This is a genomic window from Bradyrhizobium hipponense, assembly GCF_008123965.1.
In the GTDB taxonomy this organism is placed as follows: Bacteria; Pseudomonadota; Alphaproteobacteria; order Rhizobiales; family Xanthobacteraceae; genus Bradyrhizobium; species Bradyrhizobium hipponense.
Genome location: NZ_VSTH01000045.1, coordinates 57,759 through 74,787, shown reverse-complemented (window position 1 = coordinate 74,787; position 17,029 = coordinate 57,759). Strand labels below are relative to the sequence as shown.

Annotated in this window: 17 protein-coding genes; 11 read left to right on the top strand and 6 right to left on the bottom strand. The window is 65.0% G+C overall.

Annotated elements, in window-relative coordinates:
• Positions 1-86: 86 nt before the first annotated feature.
• The 3 genes from serS (at position 87) to surE (ending at position 2,739) form a co-directional block, all read left to right on the top strand.
• Entirely contained in the window at positions 87-1,418 is a 1,332-nt protein-coding gene (gene serS / locus FXV83_RS13850) for a serine--tRNA ligase (RefSeq protein ID WP_148739756.1), read from the top strand.
• Positions 1,419-1,513: 95 nt separating this feature from the next.
• Positions 1,514-1,879 carry a hypothetical protein gene (locus FXV83_RS13845; protein WP_148739754.1) on the top strand — a complete coding sequence of 122 codons (366 nt, stop codon included), beginning with the start codon at positions 1,514-1,516 and terminating at the stop codon, positions 1,877-1,879.
• 92 nt (positions 1,880-1,971) lie between these two features.
• The gene (gene surE / locus FXV83_RS13840; protein WP_148739751.1) at positions 1,972-2,739 is read left to right on the top strand and encodes a 5'/3'-nucleotidase SurE; all 768 of its coding nucleotides are present in this window, start codon (positions 1,972-1,974) and stop codon (positions 2,737-2,739) included.
• 37 nt (positions 2,740-2,776) lie between these two features.
• Here surE and FXV83_RS13835 read toward each other — a convergent pair whose 3' ends face one another.
• The gene (locus FXV83_RS13835) at positions 2,777-3,148 is read right to left on the bottom strand and encodes a response regulator (RefSeq protein ID WP_148739749.1); all 372 of its coding nucleotides are present in this window, start codon (positions 3,146-3,148) and stop codon (positions 2,777-2,779) included.
• Positions 3,149-3,373: 225 nt separating this feature from the next.
• Between FXV83_RS13835 and FXV83_RS13830 the strand changes: the two genes are divergently transcribed.
• Positions 3,374-4,024: a protein-L-isoaspartate(D-aspartate) O-methyltransferase gene (locus tag FXV83_RS13830; RefSeq protein WP_148739747.1), complete on the top strand. Its 651-nt coding sequence runs from the start codon at positions 3,374-3,376 to the stop codon at positions 4,022-4,024.
• 109 nt (positions 4,025-4,133) lie between these two features.
• Positions 4,134-5,525 (top strand): LysM peptidoglycan-binding domain-containing M23 family metallopeptidase, encoded by a 1,392-nt coding sequence (locus FXV83_RS13825; RefSeq protein ID WP_148739745.1) that lies wholly within the window; start codon positions 4,134-4,136, stop codon positions 5,523-5,525.
• 163 nt (positions 5,526-5,688) lie between these two features.
• Here the strand turns inward: FXV83_RS13825 and FXV83_RS13820 are convergent, their stop codons facing one another.
• A complete protein-coding gene (locus FXV83_RS13820; RefSeq protein ID WP_148739742.1) occupies positions 5,689-6,660 on the bottom strand; it encodes an ATP-binding protein in 972 nt (323 codons plus the stop codon).
• 180 nt (positions 6,661-6,840) lie between these two features.
• Between FXV83_RS13820 and yajC the strand changes: the two genes are divergently transcribed.
• Genes yajC through FXV83_RS13790 form a run of 6 tightly spaced genes read left to right on the top strand, consistent with a single transcriptional unit; the run spans position 6,841 to position 12,492 of the window.
• Positions 6,841-7,215 (top strand): preprotein translocase subunit YajC, encoded by a 375-nt coding sequence (yajC, locus tag FXV83_RS13815; RefSeq protein ID WP_148739740.1) that lies wholly within the window; start codon positions 6,841-6,843, stop codon positions 7,213-7,215.
• 47 nt (positions 7,216-7,262) lie between these two features.
• A complete protein-coding gene (gene secD / locus FXV83_RS13810) occupies positions 7,263-8,867 on the top strand; it encodes a protein translocase subunit SecD (protein WP_148739738.1) in 1,605 nt (534 codons plus the stop codon).
• A gap of 11 nt (positions 8,868-8,878) precedes the next feature.
• Complete coding sequence (gene secF, locus FXV83_RS13805) at positions 8,879-9,898, top strand: protein translocase subunit SecF (RefSeq protein ID WP_148739735.1); 1,020 nt, start codon at positions 8,879-8,881, stop codon at positions 9,896-9,898.
• 60 nt (positions 9,899-9,958) lie between these two features.
• A complete protein-coding gene (locus tag FXV83_RS13800; RefSeq protein WP_148739791.1) occupies positions 9,959-10,342 on the top strand; it encodes an Mth938-like domain-containing protein in 384 nt (127 codons plus the stop codon).
• Positions 10,339-11,202, top strand: coding sequence for a phytoene/squalene synthase family protein (locus FXV83_RS13795; RefSeq protein ID WP_148739733.1), 864 nt, complete (start codon positions 10,339-10,341; stop codon positions 11,200-11,202). The genes FXV83_RS13800 and FXV83_RS13795 overlap by 4 nt, the downstream gene beginning before the upstream one ends.
• Positions 11,203-11,247: 45 nt before the next feature.
• Entirely contained in the window at positions 11,248-12,492 is a 1,245-nt protein-coding gene (locus tag FXV83_RS13790; protein WP_148739730.1) for a threonine ammonia-lyase, read from the top strand.
• Between the two features lie 17 nt (positions 12,493-12,509).
• Here the strand turns inward: FXV83_RS13790 and FXV83_RS13785 are convergent, their stop codons facing one another.
• The 4 genes from FXV83_RS13785 to trmFO form a co-directional block, all read right to left on the bottom strand.
• On the bottom strand, positions 12,510-13,688 hold the full coding sequence (locus tag FXV83_RS13785) for an aminotransferase class V-fold PLP-dependent enzyme (protein WP_148739787.1): 1,179 nt from the start codon (positions 13,686-13,688) through the stop codon (positions 12,510-12,512).
• 88 nt (positions 13,689-13,776) lie between these two features.
• Entirely contained in the window at positions 13,777-14,349 is a 573-nt protein-coding gene (locus FXV83_RS13780) for a CAP domain-containing protein (protein ID WP_148739789.1), read from the bottom strand.
• Between the two features lie 72 nt (positions 14,350-14,421).
• Positions 14,422-15,516, bottom strand: coding sequence for a serine/threonine protein kinase (locus FXV83_RS13775; RefSeq protein WP_148739728.1), 1,095 nt, complete (start codon positions 15,514-15,516; stop codon positions 14,422-14,424).
• Between the two features lie 7 nt (positions 15,517-15,523).
• Positions 15,524-16,951, bottom strand: a complete 1,428-nt coding sequence (gene trmFO / locus FXV83_RS13770; RefSeq protein WP_148739726.1) for a methylenetetrahydrofolate--tRNA-(uracil(54)-C(5))-methyltransferase (FADH(2)-oxidizing) TrmFO — start codon at positions 16,949-16,951, stop codon at positions 15,524-15,526.
• Positions 16,952-17,029 lie beyond the last annotated feature (78 nt).

Here is a 17,029-nt window from a genome sequence, read left to right as displayed (position 1 = left end):
GGCTTGACCCGGGCATCCACGACTTGATCTAAGGCGGCAGACACGTGGATGGCCGGGATAAACCCGGCCATGACGGGACATCAGCCATGCACGACATCAAATCGATCCGCGACAATCCGCAAGCTTTCGACGCCGGGCTTGTTCGGCGCGGCCTGAAGCCGTTGTCGGCCTTCCTGCTCGCGATCGACGAGAAGCGGCGCGCGGCGATCCTGGCCTCCGAGCAGGCGCAGGCGCGGCGTAATGCCGCCTCGAAGGAGATCGGCGACGCCAAGAAGGCAAAGGATGAGGCCCGCGCGGCCAAGCTGATGGCCGAGGTGGCGGAGCTGAAGACCACGATGCCGCAGCTCGAGGCCGCCGCCAAGGCAGCCGACGAAGAGCTGACGAAAGAGCTCTCGGCGATCCCGAACCTGCCCTTCGACGAAGTGCCCGATGGCGTCGATGAGCACGGCAACGTGCAGCATCACGTGTTCGGCAACAAGCGCAATTACAGTTTCGCGCCGAAGCTGCACGACGATCTCGGCACGGCCCTCGGCTACATGGATTTCGAGGCGGCGGCAAAGCTCTCCGGGGCGCGCTTCGTCGTGCTGAAGAAGGGGCTCGCACGGCTCGAGCGCGCGATCGGCCAGTTCATGCTCGACCTTCACACCACCGAGCATGGCTACGCCGAGATTAATCCGCCGCTGCTGGTGCGCAACGAGGTGATGTTCGGCACCGGGCAGTTGCCGAAATTCGAGGACGATCAGTTCTGGGCGATCAGGGGCGAACTGCTGGAGGCGCCCGACCACATGCGGTTGCGCACCGAGCGCCTTGGCCTCATCCCGACTGCCGAAGTGTCGCTCACCAACCTCGCGCGCGAGTCCATTCTCGACGAGAAGCAATTGCCGATGCGACTGACCGCATTGACGCCGTGCTTCCGCGCCGAGGCCGGCGCTGCCGGGCGCGACACCCGCGGCATGATCCGCCAGCACCAGTTCACCAAGGTGGAGCTGGTCTCGATCACGACGCCCGAGGCCAGCATGGACGAGCTGGAGCGGATGCTGGCTTGTGCCGAGGAGGTGCTGCGTCGGCTCGACCTGCACTACCGTGTGATGACGCTGTGCGCAGGAGATATGGGCTTTTCGGCGCAAAAAACCTACGACATCGAGGTCTGGATGCCCGGGCAGGGCGACGGCGGCGCGTTCCGTGAGATCTCGAGCTGCTCGGTCTGCGGCGACTTCCAGGCGCGGCGCATGGATGCGCGCTCGCGCGGACCGGACGGCAAGCCGCGCTTCGTGCATACGCTGAACGGCTCCGGCACCGCTGTCGGCCGCGCGCTGATCGCGGTGATGGAGACGTATCAGCAGGAGGACGGCTCGATCGCCGTGCCGGACGTGCTCCAGCCCTATATGGGCGGGCTGAAGGTGGTCGCGCGCGAATAGGGCGCGATTGCCCGGCCATAACGCAGAACGGTTGGTTGCGAAGATCGGTCGGCCGGTTATCTTGTCGGCCGTCCGGCAACTCGAAACCACTATTCATGGCCTTGCACCACGACATCTTCTGGGTCGGCAGACAATGGGCGGTGACAGGTGCCGGCATCCAGGCCGTCGACCAGCGCCTGCGCGGCGTGCTGGATATCGAGATCGCGCGGCTCTGGGATGACGGCCTGGTGCAGAGCCGGCGGGCCAAGCCCGGGGTCAACACCGAGGATTTTGACAGGGCATTGACAACGGCGCGCACGCGCTTTCCGCGTGAGCCGGCTCCCGTGGCGGCCGAACCGCTGCCGGCGTCGCCCGCTGCGATGGAGCCGCTCCCGGCCCCGCCGCCGGTTCCATCGGCCTTCGTGTTGCGTGCAGAGGGCAGGCTTGCACGATTTTTGCCGCAGTGGCGGGTTCGCCGCTGAGAGCCCGATTGACCAATGCGGCGCCAGTTTGCCTGATCGGTCATAGCCGGATAAGACCAGCTTGAAGACGACCCACGGAATCGAGCTGGGACATGCGTATTCTCTGCACCAATGACGACGGCATCCACGCCCCCGGCCTCAAGGTCGTCGAGGAGATCGCACGGGCGCTGTCAGACGACGTCTGGGTGGTCGCGCCGGAGCTCGACCAGTCCGGTGTGTCGCATTCGCTGTCGCTGAACGATCCCTTGCGCCTGCGCGAAGTCGGCCCGCGGCACTTCGCCGTGCGCGGCACGCCGACCGACTGCGTGATTATGGGGGCCCGTCATATCCTCGGCGCCAAGCTGCCCGATGTCGTGCTCTCCGGCGTCAACAAGGGCCGCAACGTCGCCGAGGACGTCGTCTATTCCGGCACGATCGCCGGCGCGCTGGAGGGCACCATCCTGGGTCTGCCCTCGTTCGCGCTGTCGCAGGAGTTCAGCGTCGAGACGCGCGAGCGGCCGCAGTGGGATACCGCGCGCAAGTTTGGGCCTGACATCTTGCGCAAGGTGATCGCGGCAGGCATCCCGAAGGATACCGTCATCAACGTCAACTTCCCGTCCTGCGCGCCGGAGGATGTCTTGGGCATCCGCGTCACGCGCCAGGGCAAGCGCAATCTCGGCTTCCTCAGGATCGACGAGCGCAGGGACGGCCGCGGCAATCCCTATTTCTGGATCGGCTTCGAGCGCGCGGCGATGATGGACACGCCCGCCGACGGCACCGATCTCGCCGCGCTCCGCGACCGCTACGTCTCGGTCACGCCGCTCAGGCTCGATCGCACCGACGTTGCGTTTTCCGAAGCGCTGGGCGAGACGTTGAAATAGGGACTGCTTGGAAGTAGGGACGGTTTGGAAGTAGCGGCTAGTCGCCGCGAAGCGCGGCTTCAATGGTCCTGCCGAGCGCGTCGAGCTGGAACGGCTTCTGGATCGCCGGACGGTCGCGATATTGCTCGGGCAGGCCCGAGGAGCCGTAACCGGTCGCGAAGATGAAGGGGCAGCCCTTGGCCTTGATCAGGTCGGCAACGGGGGAGATGACCTTGCCGTTGACGTTGACGTCGAGGATGGCGATGTCGAATTCGGTCGCCTGGGCAAGCCGCATCGCTTCGGTGATATCGCCGGCTTCAGCTGCGACCTTGTAGCCGAGCTCTTCGAGCATGTCCGCGACCATCATCCTGATCATGACCTCGTCCTCGACGAGGAATACAGAACGGCCCGAAAGCCCTGTCGCAGTCATAATTGAGTCCTTGCCCGTGCCGTTAAACGTTCGCAGATAACGCCAGTGGACGCAATGTGCGTTTCGGCAAACGGAAACTGCGAATGATGATCGCGGCTGCTCCGTGTGGTCAAATGCTGCGCCGAAAGGCTATCATGGGTTCCTGAGCCGGAACAATATTCCGGCGCAGATATTTGCGCCGTAGAACTTCGATCCGGATCTCTGACCAGACGAATACCGACAGCTATGACCTCCGATCAGCACTCGCAGGAAAAGATGATGTTTCAGCTCACGCTGAGGCGTCGAGGCATTAGCGATCAAGCGGTGCTGCGCGCCATGGAGGCGGTGCCACGCGAGCTGTTCGTCGACGAGGCCGATCGCGACGGCGCCTACCGCGACAGCGCGCTGCCGATCGCCTGCGGGCAGACCATCAGCCAGCCCTTCGTCGTCGCCTACATGACCGAGCAGCTTCAGCTCCAGAAACGGCATCGCGTGCTCGAGATCGGTGCCGGCTCCGGCTATCAGGCTGCCGTGCTGTCACGGCTCGCAGGCCAGGTGTTGACGGTCGAGCGCTACCGCAAGCTCGCGGACGCCGCACGCGCCAGGCTCGAGAAGCTCGACTGTCACAATGTCGAGGTGATGCTCGGCGACGGGCTCAACCTGCCCGCCAATATCGGGCCGTTCGACCGTATCATCGTCACGGCCGCGGTGGAGCAGATTCCGGACAACCTGGTCGAGCGGCTCGAGGTCGGCGGCATCCTGATCGCACCGGTCGGCCCCCATCAGGGCGTGCAGACGCTGGTCCGCCTCAGCCGCAGCGAAGCCGGGATCAAGCGCAAGGAACTCGTCGACGTTCGCTTCGTGCCAGCGCTGCCCGGCGTGGCGCGGGAGCTGTAGAATTCCGGATCGGCTGTGCTGCCAACATCTTATTGGGAGGGTTAAGCCGTTATTTACTCGGCGCGTGTTTACTTAAAACACCAGTTCTGTTGCGTACGAGTGAGTAACCATGTCCGCTGTCGTCGAGTTGCTTTACTCGCGCCGCGTACCGCAGGTCGCGGTGCTGGCGCTGATCTCCTTCAGCTTCGCAGGGTGCAGCGCCGACATGTCGTCGCGGCTGTCCCAGTCGAATTTCTCCAATCCCTTCGCGTCGGAATCGACCGGTTCGGTGCAGCCGGCGCCGCCGCAGCAGCGTGAGCTGCCGCAATATTCGCGGCCGCAGACGCAGCCTGGCTACTATCAGTCTCAGCCGCTTCCGCCGGCAGTTTCCGCGCCGCAATCCTATCCCGTTGCGGCGGGTGGTGGAGTGTCTGGAGGCGGTCGTGGCATGGGGTCCTATGCGCCCCCGGCGCAGCCGCATATCGAGACCACGGCCACCGTGCCGCCGCGGTCGGTCGCAGCCACCCAGCCCGCTGGCGGGACCAAGATCATCGTCGGCACCAGCGACACGCTCGACGTGCTCGCCAAGCGCTATCGTGTCACGCCGCAGGCGATCATGGCCGCTAACGGTTACAAGGGGCCACGCACGCTCTCGCCCGGCCAGCAACTGATCATCCCGCATTCCGGCGCGACCGCCGCTGCACCCGCGCCAGCGATGGCTCCGGTTGCCGCTGCTCCGGCGACGGCGCCCGCCGCCAAGCCGCTTGCGGCCGTCGCCGCGCCGTCGAGCATGCACTTCGTCAATCGCGGCGACACGCTCGCCAGCATCGCGCGCAAGAACCATATCTCGCCGGCCGAGCTCGCCCGCGCCAATGGCCTCGATCCGTCGGCAAAACTCAAGCTCGGCACCAGGCTGACCGTGCCCGGCGCAAAGACCGCAGCGCTCGCGGCGCCGGTTGCTCCGGTCACGGCCGCTCCTGTTGCGGGCACGCTGCAACCCGTTGCGGTCGCTCCCGCGCCCGCAACCAAGATGGCCGCCGTTGCCGCGCCGGTGCAGAGCGCCCGTCTGGCCCAGGCCACCGCCAATGTCGAAGAGAAGGCGGCCGAGACGCCGACGAAAGCTGCGGAAGTCACAAGCGCGCTGCCGACCTTCCGCTGGCCGGTGCGCGGCAAGGTGATCACGAGCTACGGCGCCAAGACCAACGGCAAGTCCAATGACGGCATCAATCTTGCGGTGCCCGAGGGTACGCCGGTCAAGGCGGCTGAAGATGGCGTTGTTGCCTATTCCGGCAACGAGCTGAAGGGTTACGGCAATCTGGTCCTGGTTCGGCACTCCAATGGCTACGTCACCGCATATGCCCATGCGAGTGAGCTGATGGTGAAGCGCGGCGATACCATCAAGCGCGGTCAGGTCATTGCCAAGTCGGGTCAATCCGGGGAGGTGGCGTCGCCGCAGCTCCATTTCGAGATCCGTAAGGGGTCCAGTCCGGTTGATCCGCTTCAATTCCTGAACGGGGCGTGAGGCGCTCAACGCGCTGTCATCGCCCGGCTCGGCCGGGCGATCCAGTACGCCGCGGCCTCTCGATGGATCACAATCGTCTCTGGAGTACTGGATCGCCCGCTCCAGTGCGCAATTGCGCACAAGGCGGGCGATGACGCTTGAGAACGTGGCGACGTGCGACGCCTCACATCGCCGTCAACTTGACGCCAAGCCGTCCTGCAAGCTCCTGCACGAATTGCCAGGCGACGCGGCCCGAACGCGAGCCTCGCGTCGTCGACCATTCCAGCGCCTCGCGTTCCAGCGTGGCGTCGTCGAGCTTGACACCGAAATGGCTGCAATAGCCGCGCACCATGGCGAGATATTCGTCCTGGCTGCAACGATGGAAGCCGAGCCAGAGGCCGAAGCGGTCCGACAGCGAGACTTTCTCCTCGACCGCTTCGCCGGGATTGATCGCGGTCGAGCGCTCGTTCTCAATCATCTCGCGTGCGAGCAGATGGCGGCGGTTGGAGGTGGCATAGAGGATGACGTTCTCGGGCCGGCCTTCGATGCCGCCTTCGAGCACCGCCTTGAGCGATTTGTACGAGGCGTCATTGCCGTCGAAGGAGAGGTCGTCGCAGAACACGATGAAGCGGAAGGAGGACGCCCGCAACTGCTCCATCAGCGCCGGCAGACTCTCGATGTCCTCGCGGTGGATCTCGATCAGCTTGAGTTTGTCCGCAGGCTTGCGCTCCACATTGATGCTGGCATGGGCTGCCTTCACCAGCGACGACTTGCCCATGCCGCGCGCGCCCCAGAGCAGTGCGTTGTTGGCGGGCAGGCCGCCCGCGAAGCGCTCGGTGTTCTCGATCAGGATGTCGCGCACCCGGTCGACGCCCTTCAACAGGAACAGCTCGACGCGGCTGACCCGCGGCACCGCCGACAGCCGGCCGTCCGGGTGCCAGACAAAGGCATCCGCGCGCTCGAACGATTCGGACGCTGCGGCCGGCTTTCCCCGGGCGGACAGGTGCGCCGCAATGGTCTCCAGCGCGCGCACGATGCGCTCCTGGGAGAGGTCGACGGGCGCTCCTGTGGGGCGTTTTGCCGCGACGCGGGCGGGCTCTCTGGCAGGTGTACGGGGGCCTTTGCCGGCCTGGCTTTTGCTTGGTTTTCTGGGCATGTCCGAAGTTCCTGAGAATGCAGCCTTATCGGGCCGGAAGGCGCGCCGCAAGGTGGCCAAAAGGGCGGTCTGGCAGCGTTGCAATTGGGGCGGTGGCCGCTATAGTCCGCGCGAATTTGACCGAACCGGTCGCCCTGAGGGCCTGACCGGCTTTCCCCCGTTCTCACGAGGATCGTCCGAATGCTGATTACCCCTGCGTATGCCCAGGCTGCGGGCGCCGGCGACACCAACAGCATGTTGATGTCGCTGCTGCCGTTCGCCCTGATCTTCGTGATCATGTACTTCCTGATTCTGCGCCCGCAGCAGAAGAAGGTGAAGGATCACGCCGAACTCGTGAAGAACATCCGCCGCGGCGACACCGTGGTGACCTCGGGCGGCCTCGTCGGCAAGGTCACCAAAGTCGTAGACGACGACCAGATCGAGTTCGAGATTTCCGACGGTGTCCGCGTGCGGCAGATGCGCCAGATGATCTCCGGCGTCCGCGCCAAAGGCGAGCCGGCCAAAGAAAAAGAAAGCTCCAAGGAGAGCGCCAAGGACGACACCTCGGCGAGCTGATCGCTCGCGCGAGGATATCAAGTCTCCTGATCTGACAGGTCCAGTCGATGTTGTATTTCACGCGGTGGAGGGCGCTCGGGATTGTCCTGACGGCGCTGATCGTGTGCCTCTGCGCGGTCCCGAACTTCTTTCCCGAGGCTCAGGTGAAGACCTGGCCCGCCTGGACGCAGCGCCGTCTCGTGCTCGGCCTCGACCTTCAGGGCGGCTCCTATCTGCTGCTCGAGGTCGACGGCAATTACGTGAAGAAGGAGAGGCTCGACCAGATCCGCGACGAGGGTCGTCGGGTGCTGCGCGATAACAAGATCGGCTTTACCGGTGGCCTCACTGTGCGCAATGACGCGGTCGAGGTTCGCATTTCCAAGGAATCCGACGTGCCGACCGCGCTGTCCAAGCTGCGGGAGATGGCGCAGCCGCTCGGCGGCCTCATAGGGTCCAGTGGCCAGCGCGACCTCGACGTAACCGATGCCGGCGGCGGCCTGATCCGTCTGACCCCACCGCAGGCCGCGATGATCGAGCGCATGCGCAAGACCATCGAGCAGTCGATCCAGATCGTCGAACGCCGCGTCAACGAGCTCGGCACCGTCGAGCCCGTGATCCAGCGCCAGGGCAACGACCGCATCCTGGTGCAGGTCCCCGGGCTTCAGGATCCGACCCGCCTGAAGGAATTGCTGGGCAAGACGGCGAAGATGGAATTCCGGATGGTCGACACGTCCGTGCCGCCCGATCAGGCGCAGCAGGGCAGGCTGCCGCCGGAATCCGAACTGCTGATGAGCGCGTCGCCGCCGCCGACACCCTACGTGGTCAAGAAGCAGGTGCTGGTCGCGGGCGGCGATCTGACCGACGCCCAGGCCAGCTTCGACCAGCGCACGAACGAGCCGGTCGTCAGCTTCAAGTTCAATACGTCGGGTGCGCGCAAGTTCTCGCAGGCCACGCAGGAAAACGTCGGGCTGCCCTTTGCGATCGTCCTCGACAACAAGGTAATCTCGGCGCCCGTCATTCGCGAGCCGATCACGGGCGGTCAGGGCCAGATCTCCGGCAGTTTCACCGTGCAATCGGCCAACGATCTCGCGATCCTGCTGCGTGCCGGCGCGTTGCCGGCACCGCTCACTGTGGTCGAAGAGCGCACGGTCGGTCCGGGCCTCGGCCAGGACTCGATCGAGAAGGGCGAGCTTGCCGCCTATGTCGGCTCGATCCTGGTCATCATCTTCATGCTGCTGACCTATCGGCTGTTCGGCGTGTTCGCCAACATCGCGGTGGCGATCAACGTGGCCATGATCTTCGGCCTGTTGTCGCTCCTTAATGCCACGCTGACGCTGCCCGGCATCGCTGGCATCGTGCTGACCGTCGGCATCGCCGTCGATTCCAACGTGCTGATCTACGAGCGCATCCGCGAGGAGCTGCGCGGCGGCCGCAACGCGATCTCGGCAATCGATGCCGGCTTCAAGCGGGCGCTGGCGACCATCCTTGATTCCAACATCACGACCTTCATTGCCGCCGCGGTGCTGTTCTACATCGGCACCGGCCCGGTGCGCGGCTTCGCCGTGACGCTCGGCATCGGTATCATCACCACGGTGTTCACCGCCTTCACGCTGACCCGGCTGATCGTGGCTGGGTGGGTGCGGTGGAAGCGGCCGCAGAGCGTACCGATCTAGGAGCTAAGACCGTGACGCACTATGTTCTCATCGGGCTTGGCATTCTCATTGCCGTCCTCACCGTGGTGGCCGCGCTCGGCCTGCTGCCGTCGCTGCGCATCGTCCCGGACAATACGCATTTCGACTTCACGCGCTTCCGCCGCGTCAGCTTCCCGGTCTCGGCGGCGCTGTCGATCGTCGCGATCACGCTGTTCTTCACCCATGGCCTGAATTTCGGCATCGACTTCCGCGGCGGCACGCTGCTCGAGGTACAGGCCAAATCCGGCTCAGCCGATATTGCGGCAATGCGCAGCGCGCTCGATACGCTGCGTCTCGGCGAGGTCCAACTGCAGCAGTTCGGCGGACCGGCCGATGTCCTGATCCGGGTGGCGGAGCAGCCCGGCGGCGACGCCGCCCAGCAGGAGGCGGTGCAGAAGGTCCGCGGCGCGCTCGGCGATTCGGTCGAGTATCGGCGCGTCGAGGTGGTGGGCCCCCGCGTCTCCGGCGAGCTGCTGGCCTACGGCATGCTCGGCCTGATGCTGGCGATCGTCTCGATCCTGATCTATCTTTGGTTCCGCTTCGAGTGGCAGTTCGCGCTCGGCGCCATGATCGCCAACGTGCACGACATCGTGCTGACGATCGGCTTCATGTCGATCAGCCAAGTTGATTTCGACCTGACCAGCATCGCCGCACTTCTGACCATCCTCGGCTATTCGCTCAACGACACCGTCGTCATCTACGACCGCATCCGTGAAATGCTGCGGCGCTACAAGAAGATGCCGATGCCGCAGCTCCTCAACGAGTCCATCAACTCGACGCTGTCACGCTCGATCATCACCCACTTCACGGTGACGCTGGCGCTGCTGGCTCTGCTGCTGTTCGGCGGTCATGCCATCCATAGCTTCACCGCGGTGATGATGTTCGGCGTGGTGCTGGTCGGCACCTATACCTCGATCTTCATCGCGGCGCCGGTCCTGATCTATCTCGGCGTCGGCGAGCATCGCGAGGATGCGGCGGAAGCCGCTACGCCGGCGAAGAAAAGCAAGGCATGATCCGAACCGCGTGCCCTCGCAGGCGTTTGCGAGGGCAAGAAGCCCATTCGGATGAAGCTCATGGCCGGCGATCCCAACGCACCGCATTTCCCACGCTCGGCGCCGATTGAAGCCTACGGCAAGGGCGGCTTTGCCTTTGCCGGCATGTCGCACCGGGGCTCGCTGCTCTGCCTGCCGGACGCGATCTGGGCCTGGGACGTGACGGATCCCACCAAGATCGACCGCTATTCGCTGGAGCGGGTCTTCACTTCTGCCAATAGCATCGACACGCTCCTGATCGGCACCGGAACCGGGGTCTGGCTGCCGCCGCTGGAGCTGCGCCAGGCGCTGAAGGCAGTCAGAGTGGTGCTGGACACGATGCAGACCGGCCCCGCCGTGCGCACCTACAACATCATGATCGGCGAACGGCGTCGCGTCGCGGCCGCGCTGATCGCCGTGCCATGAGTGACGCGGCACCCCCATCCGATGCCGTCGCCTTCTGCGCTGATCTCGTGCGCAGCCATGATTTTCCGCGCTATGCCGCGACGCTGTTCGCGCCCGCCACCGAGCGCCGCGCGCTGCTGGCGCTCTATGCCTTCAATGTCGAGATCGTCCGCGTCCGCGATCAGGTGAGCCAGCCCTTGCCCGGCGAAATCCGCCTGCAATGGTGGACCGACATGCTCTCGGGCCATGTCCATGGCAGCGCCGAGGGCAATCCGGTCGCGGCCGAGCTGCTGCGCGCGATCCGCGATTTCGACCTGCCGGTCGAGCCATTGTCGCTGCTCGCCGACGAGCACCAGTTCGATCTCTACAATGATCCGATGCCGACTATGGCGGCATTGGAAGGCTATCTCGATGCGACCTGTTCGGCGTTGTTTGTGCTTGCGGCCCGGATCATGGCGCCGCCTTCGCCTGCAATCGAGCATCTGGCAAGGCATGCCGGGCTGGCTCAAGGGATCGTGCAGATCATCGCGAATCTGCCGCGCGATGCCGCCCATCGGCAATTGTTCCTGCCGCAGCAGCTTCTGACCAGCCATGGCTGCGGCATGGAGGATGTCTTCGCCGGCAAGGAGACGCCGAGCCTGCGTGCCGTGCTGGATCAGCTCGCGGGCGAAGCCCGGCAACATCTGGCCACCGCCACATCGTTGCTCGCGGAGGTGCCGGCACCGGCGCGATCCGCGTTTCTGCCGATGGGCCAGACGCGGGCCGACCTCAAGCGGTTGTCGCGGCCGGGGCGCAATCCCTTCGCGCCGCAGCCGGCGTCGCGCTTACGCACTCTGTGGACGCTGTGGCGGGCCTCGCGGTCGCGGGTATTTACCAAATAGCGGCTGGCTTATCGCCTGTGCCGGCCAAATGCTCTATGTTGTCCTATGGCTGACTTGTCCCAAACCGCGTCCACCGATCTGGCCGGCTTTCCGGTCGTGCCGGCCGATATTCACGCAGCCGCCGATACGATCCGGGGCGCGGTTGTCGAGACCCCCTGTGGCTACAGTCGCACGCTGAGCAGTATCTGTGGCTGCGACATCTGGCTCAAATTCGAGAACCTCCAGTTCACGTCCTCGTTCAAGGAGCGGGGCGCGCTAAACCGGCTTACCGCGCTGTCGGCCGAGGAGCGTGCGCGCGGCGTGATCGCCATGTCGGCGGGAAACCACGCGCAGGGCGTCGCCTATCACGCCAAGCGGCTTGGCATTCCCGCCACAATCGTCATGCCGGTCGGCACGCCGATGGTGAAGGTCGAAAACACCAGGCACCACGGCGCCGAGGTGGTTGTCACAGGCGCGACTCTGGAAGAGGCGGCCGCGTTCGCGCGAAGCCACGGCGAAGACCGCGGCATGATCTTCGTCCATCCCTATGACGATCCGCTCGTCATCGCCGGGCAGGGCACGGTTGGGCTGGAGATGCTGAAGGCGGTGCCGGAGCTGGATACGTTGGTCGTTCCGATCGGCGGCGGCGGCCTGATCAGCGGCATCGCCATTGCGGCGAAATCGCGGAAGCCGTCGTTGCGGATAGTGGGTGTCGAAGCCTGGCTCTATCCTTCGATGTACAATGCCATCCATGGCAGCAATCTGCCGGCGCGCGGCGATACGCTGGCCGAAGGCATCGCGGTCAAATCTCCAGGCAAGATTACGACTGAGATCGTCCGCCGCCTCGTCGACGACATTGCGCTCGTCAACGAAGCCGAGCTCGAGCGTGCGGTTGCGACCCTGATCTCGATCGAGAAGACTGTCGTCGAGGGCGCCGGCGCCGCCGGCCTCGCCGCGCTGATGTCCGATCCCACCCGCTTTGCCGGCGAGAAGGTTGGCCTGATCTTGAGCGGCGGCAACATCGACACCAGGCTGATCGCGTCCGTCCTCACGCGAGAGCTCGCGCGCGAGGGGCGATTGACGCAATTGTCGCTCGACATCCCCGACCGGCCAGGCCAGTTGGCTGCGGTTGCGGCGCTGCTGGCCGAGGCCGGCGCCAACATCATCGAGGTCTCGCATCAGCGGACGTTCTCGGACCTGCCGGCCAAGGCGACGCTGCTGCAACTGGTCATCGAGACCCGCGATAGCGCGCATCTCGACGAGGTCATGGCCAGGCTCAGCGCATCCGGGTTGAGCGCGCGCTGCACATGACGCTTGCGCGCTGGTCGTTATCGCGGGGCCAAACCCGCGAGATGGCCGATCAGCCGATCGATCTCGGCTTCCGTATTGTAGTAATGCGGGGAGGCACGCACCACCGGCGGCAATGAGCGAATCTCGGCATCGATGCGGGTGCTCGATGGATCTGAGGCGCCGATCGTGATGCCGGCCGCGGTTGCGCTGCCGACAATGGCTTCCGCCTCGTACCTCTCGATCGTGAAGCTGACGATGGCGCCCGGCGCGCGTCCAAGGTCGCGAATTCTGATACCCCGAATGGACGTGAGGCCGCCCCGGAGGCGGTCCGCCAGCATGCGGCAGCGCTGTTCGATGGGGCCTATTCCGATATCGAGGGCATAATCGACAGCCACACCCAGCCCAAGCCGGGCTGCGTAATTGTTCTCCCAGGTCTCGAAACGGCGCGCATCGTCGCGAAGCCGATATTCGTCTCGCGAGACCCAGGGCGCTGCGAAGTGGTCGATCATCGGCGGTTCGAGCAGTTGCAGCATCGCTCGTCGCACGTAGAGAAATCCGGTGCCGCGCGGGCCGCGGAGGAATTTGCGGCCTGTAGCTGACAGCATATCACAGCCGATGGCTTCGACGTCGACCGCCATCTGGCCGACCGCCTGGCAGGCGTCGAGCAGATAGGGAATACCTCGCGCTCGCGCGATCTTGCCGACGGCCGCTGCAGGATTGACCAGCCCGCCATTGGTCGGAACCCAGGTGATCGCGATGAGCTTCACGCGCTCATCGATCATGCGTTCGAGCGCCTCAACATCGAGCTCGCCGCTGGCATCACTTGGCACGACATCGATGATCGCGCCTGTTCTCTTGGCGACCTGGAGAAATGCGACATAGTTCGCGGCATATTCCGCCTCGGCGGTCAGGATGCGGTCACCCTCGCAAAACCGGAGCGCGTAAAACGCCATCTGCCAGGCAACCGTCGCGTTCTCCGTGAGGGCTATTTCATCGGGTGCGGCATTCAGCAATCGGGCCACCGAGCCATAGACCGCCTCCAGGCGATCGGATTCCCGATCGGCCGCGGCATACCCTCCGATCTCACTCTCCAGGTCGATATGCCGCTTCATGGTCTCCGCAACCGGTGTCGGCATGAGCCCTGCTCCCGCATTGTGGAGATAAGCAAGCCGGGAGGCGGCCGGCGTATCGGCACGTATTCGGTCGATGTCCATCAACTGCACCTTCGTCCTCGCGATCTCCGGCATGAGTTAGACGCCTCCGGGGATGCGAGCAAGACGGCCGGTAGCAATGCCTGTCTTCGCCTCAGATGCAGAGGCCGAGCAGCTTGATGTGGCAGTTGCTGGATTTGGGCTTGCTTGCAGGAGCGGCCTCGCGTTTCACGGCCACCAGCGGCTCCTTGCCCTTCTTGCCCTTGCCCGGCTTGGGCTCGTAGCCGCCTGCGATCACCATCGCCCAATAGGTACGCTTGCCGCTGGCATTTTTGGCGTTCGCGATGCCGACGCGAGAGGCGTTGTGCAGCAGCAGGTTCTTGCGGTGACCGGAGGAGTCGATCCACTGGCCGAGGGTCTTCTCGAAATTGTCGTAGCCATAGGCGATGTTCTCGGCGGCGCGGCCCGCGCCAGCCGGTGCGACGCGGCGGTTGAACGGGCCGAGGGCGTCGTGACTGAGATCATCCTTGGCCGCCATCGCGCGCGCCTGGTCCATGGCGATGCGGTCGAGAGTGGCATCGCGCACGACGCGGACCTCACCGTGCTTGAGACGGAAGCTGGAGATCAGCTCGGCCGGGGATTCGGCTAGCGCCGGCGTGGCGGCTAGCAGCAGGCTGACCATCAGTCCGCCGACCACACGATTTGTCATCGTCCCCCAGCTATTCATCGCCACGACGCCATCGCACATCGGGCCGCTTCTCCACCGGCAATGTGGATGCTTCAAGGCGCGGGTCCATGGTTAGCTCGCCGGCAGGTCCGCCTCGAAATTGAAGCGGTCGCGCAGGTTCTTGCGTTGCTCCAGGATGTCCTTGAGGAAGGCGCGGTCCTGGTCGTTCTTCATCATCGGCTCGATCAGGTCGAGCTGGTTCATGGCGACCAGTTGCAGGATCTCGGTGCGGGGCTTGCCGCTGGGATCGCGCGGCAGCGCATGCACGACCTGGATGTGCTCCGGTGGCTTTGGTCCCTTGGCTGCGGTCAGTTCGTTGCGGAGCTGGCCTTCGAGCGCGGCCTGATCGCCTTCCACGAACGCATAGAGCCCGACGCCCGAACGACGGTCGGCAAACGCGACGATGGCGGTGTCGCGCACCGCCGGGTTCTTGCGGATCAGATCGGCGAGCATCGGCGCGTCGTTGACGAGCCTGCGGCCGCCGCCTTCGCGGTCGGTGAAATTGAACAGGCCGCGGGTGATCGCGCGATAAACCTTCTTGCCGGTGGCGAGCCACAGGCTTGCGGCGAAGGATTTTTTGGCGAGGATTTTTCGTTCCCGCGGCGTCAACGCCTCCGGCGCATAGGAACGCTTGTGCTTGAGCAGATGCCGGAGGTCTTCGTAGGCCAGGATGCGATAGAGCCGGCCGCGGCTCTCAAAGCAGGCGGCGAGTTGGAAGTCGGTCACATAGGCGCAGCCATCGCGGCCGACCAGCCAGTTCTGCTCCTTGGCGAGATCGTTGTGGCAGATGCCGGCGCGGCGCAGCCGGCGCAGCGCGGCCTTGGCCGAGCGGAAATAGGCGAGGTCGCCATGCGGCTTCGCCAGATGCAGCGTGACGCCGTCGACGAAGCCGCGGACCAACGCCCGGCGACCGGACCAGAGCAGTTCGGGACCAACATCGAGGCCTTTGGTCCAGGCCAGCGCACGCTTTTCGCGCGCGAACAGGTGGCTTGCCAGCAGGAACGACCACCACGGCACCTCGTCGAGCCGGCGCAGCACCGCATCGACCTCGCCGTTGTCACCACGAAAGCGGCCGCGCTCGACGGTCGAAAACACGTCGCGCTTGAGCAGCACGCCCTCGATCCAGCGCGCCGAGAGCAGCGCGGCGTCGTTTTTGGGAAGACTCATCGAAAACTCACGCCGCGGCGGCAATGTTCAGGTGATCGGCGATCCAGCGATCGAGATCGGCGAGCGCCCGTGCACTCATCGCCTGCTTCTTGGCCACCGTCTTCCCGTTCCCGCGCAGCCGGCTGCCGTCGGGCTTTTTGGTCGGCGCGCTGGCGAGCGGCGGGAACAGGCCGAAATTGATGTTCATCGGCTGGAACGACCGCGTGCCTGGCTCGATGGTCTCGATATGGCCACCAGTGATGTGGCCAAGCAGCGATCCCAGGGCCGTCGTGCCGGGCGGGCTTGCGAGCTGCTCGCCGCGCACGTCAGCTGCCGCATAAAGGCCGGCAATCAGGCCAACGCTAGCGGATTCCACATAGCCTTCGCAGCCCGTCATCTGGCCGGCAAAGCGCAACCGAGGCTGCGCACGCAGGCGCAACTGGGTGTCAAGCAGTTTTGGCGAGTTGAGAAAGGTGTTGCGGTGCAGGCCGCCGAGCCGGGCGAATTCGGCTTTCTCCAGACCCGGAATGGTGCGGAAGATGCGCTGCTGCTCGCCGTATTTCAGTTTCGTCTGGAAGCCGACGATGTTGTAGAGCGTGCCGAGCTTGTTGTCCTGGCGCAGCTGCACGATTGCATAGGCTTTCGTCGTCGGATCGTGCGGGTTGGTGAGACCGACCGGCTTCATCGGGCCGTGGCGCAGCGTCTCGGGCCCGCGCTCCGCCATCACTTCGATCGGAAGGCAGCCGTCGAAATAGGGCGTGTTGGTCTCCCACTCCTTGAATTCGGTCTTCTCGCCGGCGATCAGCGCAGCGACGAAGCCGTCGTACTGCTCCTTGGTCATCGGGCAGTTGATGTAATCGGCGCCGTTGCCGCCGGGACCGACCTTGTCGTAGCGCGACTGGAACCAGGCCACCGACATGTCGATGGACTCGCGGTGTACGATCGGTGCAATCGCGTCGAAGAAGGCGAGCGCGCCCTCATCGGTCAGTTCGCGGATGGCCTCGGCGAGAGGCGCGGAGGTGAGGGGGCCGGTCGCAACGATGACGTTGCTCCAGTCGGCCGGTGGCAGGCCTGCGACTTCGCCGCGGGCGATCTCGATCAGCGGGTGCTCGTTGAGTGCCTTGGTCACGGCAGCGGAAAAGCCGTCGCGATCGACCGCCAGCGCGCCGCCAGCGGGCACCTGGTTGGCGTCGGCCGCGTGGATGATCAGCGAGCCGAGTCGGCGCATCTCCGCATGCAACAGGCCTACGGCATTGTTGGCGGCATCATCCGAGCGGAATGAATTGGAGCAGACCAGCTCGGCGAGCCCGTCGGTGCGGTGCGCCTCCGTCATGCGCGTCGGCCGCATCTCGTGCAGCACCACACGAACGCCTGATCTGGCCACCTGCCAGGCGGCTTCGGAGCCGGCAAGGCCTGCGCCGATTACGTGCACAATGTTGGATTGGGGTCCTGTCATGGGGGACAGGTAGCGCTTTTCGGCGGTCAGTGGAATCGCCGAAATTGAATTTTCTGCCTTCAGATACGACAGCGCCCG